The organism is Brevibacillus halotolerans (assembly GCF_026891775.1).
In the GTDB taxonomy this organism is placed as follows: Bacteria; Bacillota; Bacilli; order Brevibacillales; family Brevibacillaceae; genus Brevibacillus_B; species Brevibacillus_B halotolerans.
In genome coordinates this window covers 1-15,925 of sequence record NZ_JAPTNK010000025.1, presented here as the reverse complement: position 1 = coordinate 15,925, position 15,925 = coordinate 1, and the positions used below count along the sequence as shown (strand labels likewise).

At 40.6% G+C, this 15,925-nt stretch carries 13 protein-coding genes and 11 tRNA genes; 2 read left to right on the top strand and 22 right to left on the bottom strand.

What is annotated here, in order from left to right; all coding sequences use genetic code 11:
- Positions 1–2: 2 nt before the first annotated feature.
- The 5 genes from O0550_RS22045 to O0550_RS22025 form a co-directional block, all read right to left on the bottom strand.
- On the bottom strand, positions 3–998 hold the full coding sequence (locus tag O0550_RS22045) for an ABC transporter ATP-binding protein (protein ID WP_181749236.1): 996 nt from the start codon (positions 996–998) through the stop codon (positions 3–5).
- Positions 995–2,014: an ABC transporter ATP-binding protein gene (locus O0550_RS22040; RefSeq protein ID WP_003340145.1), complete on the bottom strand. Its 1,020-nt coding sequence runs from the start codon at positions 2,012–2,014 to the stop codon at positions 995–997. The genes O0550_RS22045 and O0550_RS22040 overlap by 4 nt, the downstream gene beginning before the upstream one ends.
- Positions 2,015–2,292: 278 nt before the next feature.
- Positions 2,293–2,811, bottom strand: a complete 519-nt coding sequence (gene tpx, locus O0550_RS22035; protein WP_003338685.1) for a thiol peroxidase — start codon at positions 2,809–2,811, stop codon at positions 2,293–2,295.
- Between the two features lie 95 nt (positions 2,812–2,906).
- Positions 2,907–3,434, bottom strand: coding sequence for a hypothetical protein (locus O0550_RS22030; protein ID WP_003338684.1), 528 nt, complete (start codon positions 3,432–3,434; stop codon positions 2,907–2,909).
- A 316-nt stretch (positions 3,435–3,750) separates the two neighbouring features.
- Positions 3,751–4,578 (bottom strand): lipid II flippase family protein, encoded by an 828-nt coding sequence (locus tag O0550_RS22025; protein ID WP_022586471.1) that lies wholly within the window; start codon positions 4,576–4,578, stop codon positions 3,751–3,753.
- Positions 4,579–4,931: 353 nt separating this feature from the next.
- Here O0550_RS22025 and pyc point away from each other — a divergent pair, with 353 nt between their 5' ends.
- Positions 4,932–8,378 (top strand): pyruvate carboxylase, encoded by a 3,447-nt coding sequence (pyc, locus tag O0550_RS22020; RefSeq protein WP_003340154.1) that lies wholly within the window; start codon positions 4,932–4,934, stop codon positions 8,376–8,378.
- A 75-nt stretch (positions 8,379–8,453) separates the two neighbouring features.
- On the opposite strand, the gene ytfJ is transcribed toward pyc, so the two are convergent.
- The 6 genes from ytfJ to O0550_RS21985 all read right to left on the bottom strand — a co-directional run bounded on the left by ytfJ (position 8,454) and on the right by O0550_RS21985 (position 13,175).
- A complete protein-coding gene (gene ytfJ / locus O0550_RS22015) occupies positions 8,454–8,921 on the bottom strand; it encodes a GerW family sporulation protein (RefSeq protein ID WP_003338680.1) in 468 nt (155 codons plus the stop codon).
- Positions 8,894–9,565, bottom strand: coding sequence for a DUF2953 domain-containing protein (locus tag O0550_RS22010; protein ID WP_096888125.1), 672 nt, complete (start codon positions 9,563–9,565; stop codon positions 8,894–8,896). Before O0550_RS22010 ends, ytfJ begins: the two co-directional genes overlap by 28 nt.
- Before the next feature lie 59 nt (positions 9,566–9,624).
- On the bottom strand, positions 9,625–10,698 hold the full coding sequence (locus tag O0550_RS24435) for a 3D domain-containing protein (protein WP_276565091.1): 1,074 nt from the start codon (positions 10,696–10,698) through the stop codon (positions 9,625–9,627).
- Positions 10,699–10,878: 180 nt separating this feature from the next.
- Positions 10,879–11,079, bottom strand: coding sequence for an alpha/beta-type small acid-soluble spore protein (locus tag O0550_RS21995; RefSeq protein ID WP_003338677.1), 201 nt, complete (start codon positions 11,077–11,079; stop codon positions 10,879–10,881).
- 478 nt (positions 11,080–11,557) lie between these two features.
- Positions 11,558–12,100, bottom strand: coding sequence for a YkoP family protein (locus O0550_RS21990; protein ID WP_035318268.1), 543 nt, complete (start codon positions 12,098–12,100; stop codon positions 11,558–11,560).
- Between the two features lie 355 nt (positions 12,101–12,455).
- On the bottom strand, positions 12,456–13,175 hold the full coding sequence (locus O0550_RS21985) for a TerC family protein (protein ID WP_003340164.1): 720 nt from the start codon (positions 13,173–13,175) through the stop codon (positions 12,456–12,458).
- A gap of 256 nt (positions 13,176–13,431) precedes the next feature.
- Between O0550_RS21985 and O0550_RS21980 the strand changes: the two genes are divergently transcribed.
- A complete protein-coding gene (locus O0550_RS21980; RefSeq protein ID WP_035318224.1) occupies positions 13,432–14,565 on the top strand; it encodes a sensor histidine kinase in 1,134 nt (377 codons plus the stop codon).
- Between the two features lie 335 nt (positions 14,566–14,900).
- Here the strand turns inward: O0550_RS21980 and O0550_RS21975 are convergent.
- The 11 genes from O0550_RS21975 to O0550_RS21925 form a co-directional block, all read right to left on the bottom strand.
- Positions 14,901–14,974: transfer RNA gene (locus O0550_RS21975), tRNA-Gly, on the bottom strand.
- 9 nt (positions 14,975–14,983) lie between these two features.
- Positions 14,984–15,070 (bottom strand) — tRNA-Leu (locus O0550_RS21970).
- 12 nt (positions 15,071–15,082) lie between these two features.
- Positions 15,083–15,156, bottom strand: a tRNA-Pro gene (locus O0550_RS21965).
- Positions 15,157–15,172: 16 nt separating this feature from the next.
- Positions 15,173–15,249 (bottom strand) — tRNA-Arg (locus tag O0550_RS21960).
- A gap of 5 nt (positions 15,250–15,254) precedes the next feature.
- Positions 15,255–15,330: transfer RNA gene (locus O0550_RS21955), tRNA-Gly, on the bottom strand.
- Positions 15,331–15,339: 9 nt separating this feature from the next.
- Positions 15,340–15,415 (bottom strand) — tRNA-Lys (locus O0550_RS21950).
- Positions 15,416–15,420: 5 nt separating this feature from the next.
- Positions 15,421–15,505, bottom strand: a tRNA-Tyr gene (locus O0550_RS21945).
- A gap of 9 nt (positions 15,506–15,514) precedes the next feature.
- Positions 15,515–15,590: transfer RNA gene (locus O0550_RS21940), tRNA-Thr, on the bottom strand.
- A 36-nt stretch (positions 15,591–15,626) separates the two neighbouring features.
- Positions 15,627–15,703: transfer RNA gene (locus tag O0550_RS21935), tRNA-Asp, on the bottom strand.
- 6 nt (positions 15,704–15,709) lie between these two features.
- Positions 15,710–15,786: transfer RNA gene (locus O0550_RS21930), tRNA-Met, on the bottom strand.
- Positions 15,787–15,803: 17 nt separating this feature from the next.
- Positions 15,804–15,879, bottom strand: a tRNA-Val gene (locus O0550_RS21925).
- Positions 15,880–15,925 lie beyond the last annotated feature (46 nt).

Genomic DNA, 15,925 nt, shown 5'->3' with positions numbered 1-15,925 from the left:
GACTAATATAAATGGCAAGCAACCTGATGTCCTTCACTCACCTCCTTTAAGCTTGGTTTTATCTCTTTACACTCCTGCTTCACGTATGGACAGCGAAGATGAAACGCACAGCCACTAGGCGGCTTCTCTGGTGAAGGAACATCCCCTTGTAAAATAATTCGCTCGCGATTGAATCTAGCTCGTGGATCTGGTACAGGAATGGTAGATAGTAGCGCTTGTGTGTACGGATGCAATGGCTCTTTATACAGGCTATGCTTATCGGTTATTTCAACCAACCGCCCGAGATACATAACCCCTATCCGATCACTAATATGCTTAACAACGCTTAAGTTATGAGCGATAAACAAATAGGATAATTTAAATTCCTCCTGCAAATCCTGTAAAAGATTCAAGACCTGCGATTGGACTGATACATCCAAAGCCGAAACAGGCTCGTCTGCCAATATTAATTTAGGCTTTAGTGCTAATGCTCTTGCAATGCCAACCCGTTGACGTTGACCACCAGAGAATTCGTGAGGGTATTTATAATAAGCCTCTTCTGGTAACCCAACACGTATAAGCAGTTCCATTACTTCAGCTTTTATATCTTTTTCCGGTCGATTGATGTAATTTCGGATTGGTTCAGCTACCAGATGTCCTACCATCATCTTAGGATTTAGGGAAGCATAGGGGTCTTGAAAAACCATCTGCATATGCTGACGAGTATCCCATAGCGGTTTGCCTTTCATGCTTGTAATATCCTTATTATCAAAGTGAATGCTCCCTGCTGTCGGATCGGTTAACCGCAAAATGGTTCGTCCTGCTGTCGATTTTCCACAGCCAGATTCCCCTACCAGTCCCAGTGTTTCTCCATCTCTTAGGACAAAGGAAATATCGTCGACTGCCTTCACTTCTCCAATTTTTCGTTTAAATAACCCGCCTGTGATGGGATAATATTTTTTTAGGTTCTTAACTTCTAACAACGTCTTGCTTTTTGTATCAGCAGTGGTTTGGTTCATAGCGACGCCTCCGCAATTTCGTTAGGTTGGCTTTGGGGGTAAAGTAGGCAACGGACTTTATGTGAATCACCAATATCGCCTAGCTCTGGCGAGACCGCGGTACACTCTGGCATGACCATTGGACATCGGGAAGCGAATCTGCACCCTGTCCTTGGCATGTTGACCAGCGACGGCACTATCCCCTTTATGGAATACAGTCGGTCTTTGTCTTCATCGAGCTTTGGAATAGATTCTAACAAGAGCTGTAGGTATGGATGCTTCGGCTCATAGAAAATTTGGTCCACACTGCCTTGCTCCACAATTTTACCGGCATACATGACCATTACTTCATCTGCCATTTCAGCTACTACTCCTAGGTCATGTGTAATCAGCATGACAGACATCCCGCTCTTCGATTGAATGTCGCGTAATAGTTCTAAAATCTGTGCTTGAATCGTAACGTCCAAGGCAGTTGTAGGCTCATCGGCAATCAGTAGCTTTGGCTGACATGCAATCGCCATGGCGATCATGACCCGTTGCCTCATTCCTCCCGAAAGCTGATGAGGATATTGGTCCACCAGTTTTTCCGGTCGCGGGATTCCAACATGTGAAAGCAATTCAACAGAACGAGTTCTCGCTTCACTTTTCGAAATTTTCAGATGATTGAACAAAACCTCTTCTATTTGGAAACCGATCGTAAACACGGGATTTAAGGCTGTCATAGGCTCCTGAAAGATCATACCCAGCTCTTTTCCACGTATCTTATTCAATTCATCCGCTGTGAGTCCCACCAAATTTTTATTTTGGAAAAGAATGCTTCCATTAGCCACTCTTCCTGTTTCCTTTGGTAGTAATCCCATAATAGATAACGACATGACGCTCTTTCCACACCCTGATTCTCCAACGATACAAATCACTTTGCCAGGATCAACCGAAAAGGAAACACCATCCACCGCATTATAAAATTGTTTGTTAATGCGGAATCCAGCTTCTAGGTTAGAGACTTCCAGCAAAGGTTCTGTCTGCTTTTTCTCCATACGTCACCTGCTTTGCATGAGTAGTTGAACGAATTATGAGATAAATTTAAATTTTATAAAAACAATTTTATCCATATTATGGGGTAGCACATCTATAAAAGTCAATAATTTTACCAATTGTTATCAATTATTCATGCAAAAAAACCATTTAAAATCTTTATTCTTAAATGCTAAATTTTTTTACTGTACTTAACTTTTTCAACCATAAAAAAGCCCTCTCTAATTCGAGAGGACTTTTCATTTCCTTTATGAATAAAGAAACCGCAAATGCTCTTTCCTTATTTTGCTGCTTTTACCGCTTCAATTGCTGCTTCGTAATTAGGATGCTGGCCTACTGCTGGCAAATATTCTACGTAAACAACTTTATCATTAGAATCTACTACGAATACTGCACGGGACAATAAACGAAGTTCCTTAATAACTACGCCATAAGCCAAACCGAAGGAAAGATCACGATGATCTGATACCGTTTGAACTTTATCAATGCCAGCCGCTCCGCACCAACGTGCTTGCGCAAATGGCAAATCAACAGAAACGGTCAAAATTGTTACATTGTCTAGCTTAGCTGCCTCTTCATTAAAACGGCGAGTTTGTTGATCGCAAACACCTGTATCTAAGGATGGCACTACAGAAATCAGACGAATCGTGCCTTTGGAATCAGCCAGTGTAACTGGGCTTAGGTTGTTTGCAAGCACGGAAAACTCAGGAGCTGTATCTCCCACTTTAATTTCTGGGCCTAGTAGTGTAACTGGTTGATCTTTAAAAGTAACGACACCTTGACGTTCAATTGCAGACATAGGTAACCCTCCTCTAACTTTGTAACTATGTAGTACAATTATCATACATGTTTTTTTTAAACTTTTCACTATCAAAAAGTTTAAAAATGTAATTCTTAATGTAAATAGCGTTTAGGTTTATATTTTCTAGGTTCAATTTTTACAATTTCTTTAACCTCATGTTCAAATAGCCCGTCACTTTTCAGATTTAACTCATGACATCGCAGGATAGCGTGATAGAGGGCAAAAGTAAAGCTTATACCCTTTAGTACATAGATGCTAATCATCTTATCAGGATCAAGTGTATTAACAATCTCTATCTGATAATCGTGCTTCTCCGATCCGATAGCCGCCATATATCCCATATCCTTTAACACTCCGCCAACATCAAAAATACCATTATCATCATAATCAAATGTCCCTGAACCCATCACCATTAAATCGAGTAGTTGGACAACGCTCATCCGCTCTATATGTAGGGGTCTAGGCAGTGAAATCACAGAACCGTTCTCGTTAACCACGTATACTTTATCTCGATAGCCAAAAATAAATTCACTCGGATCAGTATCTTGAGCAAATAACCACTGTTTTCGTGGAATAAGTAATCTCCAAATCTCCACTGGCTCTCTTCTTAGCAGGTCCATATGATTCCCTCCTCTCCCCATTTTGGACAAAAAAAAGAAGCGGTAAACCGTTTCATGCAGAATACACCGTCCATATCAGGATTAGATCAATTTAATTTTATCATCCGTCTTACAGCATCTAACATAGGCAGGAATTTATTTACTCTTTAAAAATTCCCCTGATTACTGCCTTTTTTCACGTCTATCAGAATTTTCTCTGTACATCGCAGATTTCATCCTAGATAAAACAACAAAAAAAGCGCATTCCCCATTTTCGAGAGGAATTGCGCCGTTACAAACCACATTGTACATGCCAGTTCTCTTCTTTATTTCCTTACTAAATATGTGGTGCAATCAGTGATATCAAGTAGGCAAATGGAAATAGTAAAACTTGTGCAATTACCGTACCGACTAACCGTCCAGCACCGAGGTGAAAAACCGTAACCTTTAGATCCCTATAAGGTCGTGCATCACTAACTACATCATCAAGCAGCTTTGAACAAATCGGATCAACAAAAATAACCAATAAAATGGTTCCTACTCCATTAATGACCGTAGCCATTTGGTTTGCTACCGTGCGATGATCAGGTACAAGAACCCCTGCATACAGCGATGATAGGATAGCAATGGAATAAAAAGAAAAAATAACGGCATTCATCCAAAAGAAATTAACACCGATGCGGGTTTCTTTTATAATCTGCCAATTATTTCGAAACGATGGAATCCAAAATTGAGAGGGCATTTTCCAAAATAGACGCAGAATGCCTTCACTACGAAAAATTTTAGGAACACTGCCATGCTTATCCAATTTACGTGTACCAATGGCCAGCACACGTGCAACGGTAGGCAACAGAAACATCCCCAGCACAATGCCCATACTCATTCCGAACAGAACAATACGAAAATTTAGTAACAAATCGTTGATTAATTCCTCGTAGTTCATGAGTGGAATTTTATCCTTAAAGCGTGTAACAGCTTCAAGCATAGAGGCCAACAGAATGGACTGGCTCATAACAGCAAACCGGGCGAATAACACCAATATGTTGAAAAGCGAAGTAGAAGCGCCAATTTTCCCTGTGCGCGCACCAGAAAGCCTCGCAGCATAAGAGACCGTTTCTACACAGCTAATCAACATGGTAACCACCACCACGATCATTAGTTTCATATTGTGTATTCTCCTATTCACATTACCATAACTGTGCAATCTATGATTCTTTTGTTCAACGCTAACCTATTTTATAATGTTTCGTAGGAGAAGAAAAGTAGGTTTCCTCTCTAATTTAGTTATTCCGATCATACTTACCAAATCAAACAATTAACTTCTTTATCGTTTTGTTCAAAACTCCCTTTTTTGGGTATAGTTGTAGATAAAGTCACGAATTTGTCTCATTAGCTGAAAAGGCAAGAAAAAATGGTACGAAAAATAATGTAAATACAGGTGTTTTTCTGTATCATGGAAAGAAAGCACATGATAGAGATGTTTACCTACCACTTATATTACGATAGGGGAGAAAAATCATGGAGCAGAGAAAAATTAAAAGACTACTAGTAGCCAACCGCGGAGAAATTGCAATTCGTATTTTCCGTGCCGCTACTGAGTTATCAATCCGTACTGTTGCCATTTACTCTGAGCAAGACAATATTTCACTTCATCGATTCAAAGCCGATGAATCTTACTTAATTGGTGAGGGAAAAGGCCCGATTGAAGCTTATCTGGATATCGAGGGAATCATCGAGATTGCGAAAAGACACAATATCGATGCTATCCATCCTGGGTATGGCTTCTTATCGGAAAATGAAGAGTTTGCACGTCGTTGTAAGGAAGAAGGAATTATTTTTATTGGTCCCTCTTCCGATCTAATCAAGAGATTTGGCGATAAAGTAGAAGCCCGGAAACTGGCAATTGAGGCTGGTATCCCCGTCATTCCAGGTACAGAAGAGTCCATCGAATCGTTGGATGAAGCCTTGGAGTTTTCGCGCCAAGCAGGTTTCCCTATCATTATCAAAGGGGTATCTGGCGGCGGCGGTCGAGGCATGCGAATTGTTCGAGGACCGGAAGAATTGCAGGAAGGCTTGGAAAGAGCCCGTTCAGAAGCCAACTCTTCTTTTGGTAACGCAGAGGTTTATCTGGAACGATATCTTGAGAATCCAAAACATATTGAAGTACAAATCATAGGAGATCAGTATGGTAACCTAGTCCACTTATTTGAGCGCGATTGTTCTATTCAGCGCAGACATCAAAAAGTCGTTGAAGTAGCACCAAGTACAACACTCTCTGATGAGCTACGTGAAGAAATCTGTCAGTCGGCTCTAACCTTAATGAAAACCGCTGGTTATTCGAACGCTGGAACCGTTGAGTTCTTACTTACACCGGATAATAAGTTCTATTTTATTGAGGTAAACCCACGAATTCAGGTAGAACATACGATTACGGAGCTAATTACTGGCATCGATATCGTACAAACCCAAATTCGAGTAGCAGAGGGCTTGCATTTAAGCGATCCGCAAATCGGTATTACTTCCCAAAATGACATTAAGATGAGCGGCTATGCCATCCAATGTCGCGTTACAACCGAAGATCCAGAAAACGGCTTTATTCCTGATGCTGGAAAATTACTGGCTTGGCGTTCTGGTGAAGGATTCGGCGTGCGCTTAGATGGAAATAACGGATACCCTGGGGCTGTCATTACACCATACTACGACTCCCTGCTGGTTAAAATTTGCACCTATGCAAATACATTTGAGCAAGCCTCGCGCAAAATGCTCCGTAGCTTACGAGAGTTTCGGATTCGCGGTGTTAAAACCAATCTACCATTCTTGAAAAACGTGGTAACACATCCTGATTTCTTATCCGGTAATTACAATACATCCTTTATTGATACGAAGCCGGAATTATTCAAATTCCCGGGTGTGCAGGACCGTGGTACACGATTGCTTAATTACATTGGAAATATCTCAGTTAATGGCTACCCTGGGCTATCTAAGGAGGAGAAGCCGCTATTTCATTCTCCTCGCGTGCCAAAAACACCGTTTGATCAGCCTTATCCAGCCGGTACAAAACAAATTTTGGAGCTGGAAGGCGTTGAAGGCTTAACCAAATGGATTCAGGCCCAAAATAAAGTGTTACTGACAGATACTACCTTCCGTGATGCCCATCAGTCCTTATTTGCTACAAGAGTGCGTACCTATGATATGCTTGCGATTGCCGAAGCAACGGGTAAAATGGGCGGAGATTTATTCTCCTTGGAAATGTGGGGCGGTGCAACATTCGATACCAGCATGCGCTTCTTGAGTGAATCACCTTGGGAACGCTTACGTTTATTGCGCGAAAAAATTCCCAATATCCTATTCCAAATGCTGTTGCGCGGAGCAAATGCGGTAGGCTACACCAATTATCCAGACAATGCGGTTAAGGCATTTATTAAAGCATCTGCTGAGAATGGTATTGATGTATTCCGTATTTTCGACAGCCTGAACTGGCTGCCTGGCATGGAGCTAGCCATTGATTCTGTACGCGAATCAGGCAAGGTCGCTGAAGCAGCCATTTGCTATACAGGCGATATTCTTGATCCAAATCGCACCAAATACTCTTTATCCTATTACGTAGAGCTTGCCAAGCAGCTTGAAAAGGCAGGAGCTAACATCCTTGCGATCAAGGACATGGCCGGACTCTTAAAACCATATGCTGCTTACCAGCTTGTCCATGCTTTAAAGCAGGAGATCGGGATTCCTATCCATCTGCATACACATGACAGCTCTGGTAATGGTGGTGCTACGCTGGTTAAAGCTATTGAAGCAGGGGTAGATATTGTAGATGCTTCTGTAAGCTCAATGTCTGGTCTTACCTCTCAACCAAGCCTCAATGCCCTTGTCGCTCTACTTGAAGGAACTGAACGGGATACAAAGCTTGATCTAGACGGCTTCAATAAGCTATCCGACTATTGGGAAGATGTCCGTCCGATGTACCAGGGATTTGCCAGTGATATGAAATCCACTAGTGCTGAGGTTTATCAACACGAAATGCCAGGTGGCCAGTATTCTAATTTGGAACAGCAAGCAAAGGCTGTTGGCTTAGAAGGTCGCTGGGACGAAGTGAAGAAAATGTACAGCACTGTCAATAAAATGTTTGGCGATATTGTAAAAGTAACACCGTCTTCCAAAGTAGTTGGTGATATGGCTTTGTTCATGGTCCAAAATGACTTGGATGAAGAAAATATTTATGAAAAAGGAGATCGAATTGATTTCCCAGACAGTGTCATTCAATTCTTCCAAGGCTATCTAGGGCAGCCTCCTAGCGGTTTCCCAGAAAAGCTGCAACAAATTATTTTAAAAGGACGAAAAGCATTTACATGCAGACCTGGTGAATTGCTTTCCTCTATTGATTTTGACAAAGTAAAGCAAGAGGTAGAAGAAAAAGTGGAGCGTAAGGTGGATGATCTGGAAGTCTTATCATACATCATGTATCCACAAGTGTTCCTACAATATGAACAAACCTCCAAGTTATATGGTGATTTGTCTAATTTGGAAACATCCACCTTCTTCTATGGCTTGCGTTTAGGTGAAGAAACCTCTGTTACGATTGAACAAGGAAAAACCCTAATCATTAAGCTAAACAATATTGGAGAAGTGCTACCTGATGGAACACGTAAAGTAAACTTTGATTTGAATGGTCAAAATCGAATTATTACAGTACGTGATCTATCGGCACAAGTATCAGCCTCTGTACGCTTAAAGGCTGATCGTAAAAATCCAGGTCATATTGGAGCTTCTATGCCAGGTAAAATCCTGAAAGTATTAGTAAAACCAGGCGATTCCATCTCCCGTGGACATAATTTAATTGTAAGTGAAGCAATGAAAATGGAGACTACCCTTCAAGCTCCTGCTGACGGAACAATTAAAGCTATTCACGTCAATGAAGGAGACAGTATTGAAGTAGGAGATCTGTTAGTTGAATTAGAACAATAATCATACAGTGAAAAAAGAGCTGTTGAGGAGATACTTCCCCAACGGCTCTTTTTTATCAGTGATACTATCCACATGTTATTGCTTATCAAGCAAATCCCCTAGGTCCTCATGCACTTGATGTGTATATGTTCCAGTATGTGAACAGCTTTCTTCGCCTTGATTTTTCTTACTATTACACATTCCTGAGAACTTATCCACAATTTGCGGAAGCGAATCTAGGATACGATCGTATAAATGGGTCGAATTCTCCAGTGGGATAGAACGAACACCTTGTTTACCCACAACCAGAAAAGCAACTGGAGTAATAGACACACCTCCACCACTACCTCCACCAAACGGATGGCTGTGATCAGGATGATGGTCTCCAGCAATCTTGAATTCACTACCCCCAGAAGCAAAACCAAAGCCTACTTTAGAAATGGGTAAGATAACGCTGCCGTCCGGTGTTTCAACCGGATCACCAATAATGGTATTGACGTCCACCATATGCTTTAAATTTTCCATGGTGGTCTTCATTAAGCCCTGTATGGGGTGATCTGCCATTTCCTCGCACTCCCTTTCTTCATTTTAATTACGATACGAACTAACGCAACAATAACGTGTCCTACCCGAAAGAAAAGAACACAAGAAAGTTCGGTTCGGATGATAGTAGCATTCCACATAGGCTCTACGCTAATACGAGGCATTTCCTGCAAAGAAATGTAATAAGAGAGCATTGATGCCAGCATATTTTTAATTCCTAAAATGACACCGGTCAGAGTTCCGGTAGCTGCTGCATCTCCTACCCCGATTGTGGTTTGCCATTGTAATTTTTCACAATACACATGACGAAGAGCTTGGCAGAGGATTGGGTAAAAATCCTGAACACGTTCAACCAATTCATGAACCCGATGCAACCATCGATCGACATCCTCTGTATCAATACTTTTTTTCCTTTCCGTATTGGATACAACATCGCCCTTCTTCTTTATTTTAGCCTCTACTTCAGGCTGGTTATTTTTATTGAAGGTGAGATTAATCATGGGTAGCTCATAATTGATTTTAATCAATTTCCAAACTCGGATATGTATGGTTAAAACATCATGTTCCTGTTTTCGATGATAATGAAGAAAAATTTTTATTGGGGTAATCATTATTATGATCAATAGAAAAAAAAGTACAGCTAGTAATCCTAAAAACCAATTCATGAAAAAAGCCCCCCTTCGCTTTTTGTAGTATGAGCGATTTGGGAGGCAAATATGACCAGTTAATTCAAGATATACACCTTAGCTTGCTTAATTCCATGAGCGCTCGCCTTTTGAGGAGAAGTCATGAACAAATCAATATGATTCTTTTTTACTTTCGATCCTATGTCAGCCGCTACCGCATATCCGTAGCCCTCGATAAATAAGTGGGTTCCAAGCGGAATGACAGAAGGATCAACAGCCACAATCCCCTCGCGTAGGTCCCAACCAAGGTAACCCTTCGTGGGTCCATTCGTGAAGTCATAGGCCGTAGTTTTTACCTGTAGAACACGTTTATAAGGAAACTCCACAGGAGCTGTATTTTTTAATGAAGCCTCTTGTTTATCAGGTAAAAATACGGAGTAAAATACCTGACTAGCGGCTTCTGCCCGAGTTACCTTCCTTTCAGGCTCCAGCTTTCCATTTAAGGCTTTTTGAGTTTTTTCGTTTTGCAGGGCATATGCATATTCTCTTTGACTCCATATAGGAACATCTTGACTGTCCGGATAGCTTTTTAATGTCTGATAGGTTGTTGACCATTTTACATTATTTACTTCTCCGCTTTTACCGCTTGCTCTATTTAGAATAGCAATCAGTTCCTGTCTTTCTACTAAGTCATTGGGATTAAGCACTCTTCTCCCGTTCTCTACGGTTCCCTGAATGATACCTAGACGAAAAGCTGTTTCTGCATAGGGAGCCACCCAATTTTGTATAGATACGTCACCAAAGCTACTTTTTCCAGCAGTAGTCGGCTCAATTTGTTTACTCTTCAAAAGCAGGACAATCAATTCGGCCATGGTAATCTCTTCATTTGGACGGAAAAGTCCATCTGCGGCAGAAATAACCTTGTTATCATATAAAGAAGTAATCTCCTTCTCAGCCGAGTGACCAGCAATGTCCTTTAGCGAGTTTTGTTCTGAATCTTCAGACCCATTCTTATTAGACTCATCATTTTCTTCTGATCTATCTGTATTCGTTTCCTCTTCGTTTGTAGAAGTCGCTTCTTGCTGGGATTCATTTTTTTCTGCTGCCTGTATAACTCCTACTTGCATTCCGAACAAACATGTCATACACGCAATTAACATTTTCCGTAACATTCATCAACCTCCAAAAGTAAGTGTGGCAATCCATGTTGATAAGCCTCATTCTCCATTCTATTAAATACCTAAGCTTTTTCAAGGCACAAAAGTTTCCATTCCCCTGATCAACAGTCCCATGACATTTTCTATAAAAAAAGACGCCCATGAAGGCGCCTTCTTCATCCAGCTATTTAATTATTAACGTCCAGCTAATTGTTGCTCAGCAAAGCTTACAAGACGTTTTGTGATCTCTCCACCGACAGAACCGTTTTGACGAGAAGTTGTGTCTGGGCCAAGTTGAACACCAAATTCAGAAGCGATTTCGTATTTCAATTGGTCAAGAGCTAGGTTTGCTTGAGGTACCAGAAGGTTGTTGCTAGATCCGTTGTTGTTTGGCATATCTAGTCACTCCAATCTAAATTTTTGGCTACCAACGTTTCGTTAGCAGCATTCAAAATGCAAAGACTCCCCTTATATTTTCAATGCTACTAACCATACCTGTAGGAATAAATAATCTTTTTTCCAAATGACTGTTACATCGTTTCATCAGCTTTGTAAGTTTACTATGTGTGAATTTCGTTAGCTGTATTCCTGCCAATTTTTAACCAAAAGCTTGGTAATTGCTTAGTTGATTGCTCCTTTTTCTTTTATGAAAATTTTAGTATTACTAAAAAATATTGTTATATCCTTTTAGTTGAACAGATGCTTTCGTTATTCCATTTCGCCATTTCTACGAGGTAGAATGGTACAAAATCGTTCATTTCAAACTAGCAGTTTTCCCCAACCTGCTATGTTTTCTAACATAAATATTTAGCTATCCTGTAGGAATTAGAAAAAGTAAATTATGGCTATACAATGATTGGCAAGCTTCTATGGGTTAAAATCGGTCGAGTAATTCTTCCTTTGCCATATATACACGTGTTAGTGGCTCCATTGAAGTAGGTGCCTTTCTTCCACTTGGATGCATCACTATTTTTAATAAAGTGAGGTACCAGCGTTTAAATCGAAAATACCAAATGTCTGGAACAGGAGATATAGAAAATCCGAGTTGTCCACTGCCTTTAAATAACAATGTTGTACCCACAATACCTTTAATCTCTCGCTCCTTTGGATGAGACTTCACCACATTCGCTAATTGAGGCAAAGACCTTTTGACTTCACGAACTAACGCTAATCCAATTTGTACATCACTGTGTATTCCTTTGCTACGTTTAGCTAACAAATAATTATGGATATGCAACCGGATAACCAGGTCTCCCTTTTGAATGACATAGCCGTTTTTCGTTTCCAGCTTTTCTCCACTGTATGGAAGGATCGTATAGCGAAAGATATTCTGTTCTCGTTGAATATAATGTAGTCTTCTGCAGCAGTGATAAATCTTATCCCATATTCCCCATAGGGTGAGCATAGCTACATTCAATGAACTTGCCTCCTTTTCACTTTTCTCCAGTATTTTTTTTGCAAAATCTCTGTTAGTATCACCATTTCCCTCAAAAAGTATCGAAGGTGTTTTCCTATTAGGTTGGGTAAAGATTAACTTGTCCATCGTGATACTACCATCTTTATGTTCGATTTCCTGGTATAAATGACTACAAGCAATGATCTGGGGCTATTTTTCTATTTTTAGTAGTTCAGGTATTTCAAACCTTCATTTATGCTTACAAGATCAAAATTTCCCTGTGGCTTCCATGAAAAATGAATGTTACACAGCATACACTACTCTTTGTGCACAAAAAAAAACAGACTAGGATAACAAACACTCCTAGCCTGTCCTTCTATATTCGATTACTACGCCATTTTCCAAGCAATAACACGACTATGACAATAATACCAGCAATAGCCTGATTAGGAATAGCAAGATAAGAGGCTATTCTCTCGTGGACAAAAGGGTCATCCAAAAACATATGAGCAGCTGTATAAGCCAGAATACCTGTCCCAACATATAAAAGGATGGGATAACGATCCAGCAGATTAGCAATTAGATTGCTTCCAAACATCAATAAGGGAATGCTCAGAGCAAGACCGATCACCACTAAGATAACATCGCCACCGGCAGCACCACCTACAGCTAATACATTATCTAAGCTCATAATAAAATCAGCCAAAATAATCGTTTTGATTGCCTGTCCACTGCTTTTGCTAACTTGTACCTCGTTAGTGTCCTCATCTCCTCCTAACAATTTAAGCGAGATGTAGAGTAGCATAATTCCCCCCACTGCTTTTACCAGAGGAATAGCCAGCATCCAAGTAGCTACAACCGTAAGTAATACACGCAAGATGATAGCACCTAACGTACCATACAGAATTGCTTTCTTTCGATCAATCGGCGCAAGCCCACGACAGGCCATCCCGATAACAACAGCATTGTCTCCACTTAGAACCACATCGATAATAAAAATATGAAATAAAGCGACTAGAGTATTTGTTTCCATGGTTTCTCCCCATCTAGTGTGAGCAGCAGTAGCAGTGTCAATTTCATTCGAGGTTATCTCCATCACATGATGTCACGCAGATCAATGTCGAATCTGACTCGCACTTTTCTTTTTTACTATTATTACTATCATTACGTTATTTGCCCATTCTTTATTCTCCTTCCATTTCTCTCACATGCCAACGTTATACCACCTGACTTCATTTTACGCAAGTCTCTCACTTTTGTCGGAATTTGACTTACGATTTTATGACGAATTGGGTATTTTTTGCTTGAAAATAATTGTATTCTTGATTAGGATGAAGGAGGGTGAAGGTGTAATGGTCGATGTTACATTGCTCACATATGAGCAAATTTCTAAATTTTTAGTAACGCTAGTACCTACAATTACGGATAAATGGTTAGATGAGTTAGAGGATCTCTTTCATCCCCATCGGGTAACATTGCCTAGAAAATTGGCTGAGAAACCTTGCTACCTAATCTCACTTTTACTTATGCGTGATGCTTATGAAGAAGACATTCGGGAATCCTCTTATGAAATAGGCAACTGGTTTTGGTCTGAAAAGCTTCCTTTGTCCTTAGCCTTAAAAACATTTCAAATACTCTATCATGTATATATGGGTGAAATCCAAGCAAATATGCGACTCCATTTCATCTCTTCTCAAGAGCTCTCCTTCATGGAAAAAAGATTAAAGATATTGATTGATGAAGCCTTATACCAAGCTGTGCAAAACTATGAGGATTTGGTACAAAATGAATTAAATGAAAAGGAAGAAACCATTTCTTATTTACATAATGATAAATTAGAAATGCTTGATAAGATTGCAGCTAATATGGCTCACGAGTTAAGAAACCCACTTTGTGCTATAGAAGGCTTTCTTAAATTAATTTTAGAAAGCACAGATGGAAACCATGTTTTGGAGAATTATGTACGGGTCGTCTTACATGAATTTGACAGCTTTCATCGGCAAATTACAGGCTTTCTAAGCTTTTGCAAGAAACCTATATTAGATGAAACATATAAAAAGGTTTCATTGACTGATTTACTTCATGAGGTGGAAATACTGTTAACACCCCGTTTGCATGCTGAGAATGTTACATTACTTATGCGTATAGAGCCTTGTGATTTATACTGCTACAAGGAAGGTTTGTCTCAGGTACTTATTCACTTATTAAACAATGCTATTGATGCCGTTAGTTCAAACGCGTACAAGCATGTACAGGTATCTACATACAGATATACAGATAGTCTTACTATCATGGTCGAAAACAATGGAGACGAAATACCTCAGGACCTTGTAGAGAAGCTTTTCCAACCCTTCTTTTCCACTAAAGACGATAACACTGGTATCGGATTATCGATCTGCAAAAACATTATTGAAAAACATAATGGCAGTATTTATTGTGAATCGAATCGCACATCTACACGTTTTTTTATTCGCTTACCTATGTAAATTCAATAATAAAGTAGTCTTTTACCATTACTCCAGATAAAATAGATGACCTCAAATCAATGCAAAAATGAATAATCTGGTTTATTTTATGCTTGATTATTCTATAAAAGCACATCATCTCAGCTTCTTTCTTTTACAGCTGGAATGATGTGCTTTTTATTTCAATGATCTAATATCTCATATCCAAAAACTCGTTAGTAATTAATATTTTTCACTAAATAAATTCGTTGATAATAACTATGATCATCTGCCATTAGTTAGGTTAATTGCCCACTATATAAGAAAAGAGTGCCCTTAAAAGGGCACTCTTTTCTTATGGTCATCTCTTATTTCAATGGAGCGGGTGATGGGAATCGAACCCACGCGACCAGCTTGGAAGGCTGGAGTTCTACCATTGAACTACACCCGCACATTATATTGGTGCCGAGGACCGGACTTGAACCGGTACGGGATTACTCCCGACAGATTTTAAGTCTGTTGCGTCTGCCTATTCCGCCACCCCGGCAAAATAAAAATGTCGGGAAGACAGGATTCGAACCTGCGACACCTTGGTCCCAAACCAAGTACTCTACCAAGCTGAGCTACTTCCCGATATATGAAATAAATATGGCGTGCCCTGAGAGATTCGAACTCCCGACCTTTTGATTCGTAGTCAAACGCTCTATCCAGCTGAGCTAAGGGCACATATATGGAGCGGACGACGGGTCTCGAACCCGCGACCTTCGCCTTGGCAAGGCGACGCTCTACCAATTGAGCTACGTCCGCATAAAAAAATGGTGAGCCATGAAGGACTCGAACCTTCGACCCTCTGATTAAAAGTCAGATGCTCTACCAACTGAGCTAATGGCTCATACATGGTGGGGAGAGACGGATTCGAACCGCCGAACCCTGAGGGAGCAGATTTACAGTCTGCCGTGTTTAGCCACTTCACTATCTCCCCATGTATAAGTGGTGCCGGCGATAGGACTTGAACCCACAACCCCCTGATTACAAGTCAGGTGCTCTACCAATTGAGCTACACCGGCAAATATGCTTTTTCATACTACCATCTTTTTAAAAGATGGCGGAGCTGACGGGACTCGAACCCGCGACCTCCGGTGTGACAGACCGGCGTGAACTCCAACTTCACCACAGCTCCATATTTTGGTTGCGGGGACAGGATTTGAACCTGCGACCTTCGGGTTATGAGCCCGACGAGCTACCGAGCTGCTCCACCCCGCGACAATATAAAAGTAAAATGGTGGAGGATGACGGGATCGAACCGCCGACCCTCTGCTTGTAAGGCAGATGCTCTCCCAGCTGAGCTAATCCTCCAGATAAATGGTGACCCGTAGGGGATTCGAACCCCTGTATGACAGCG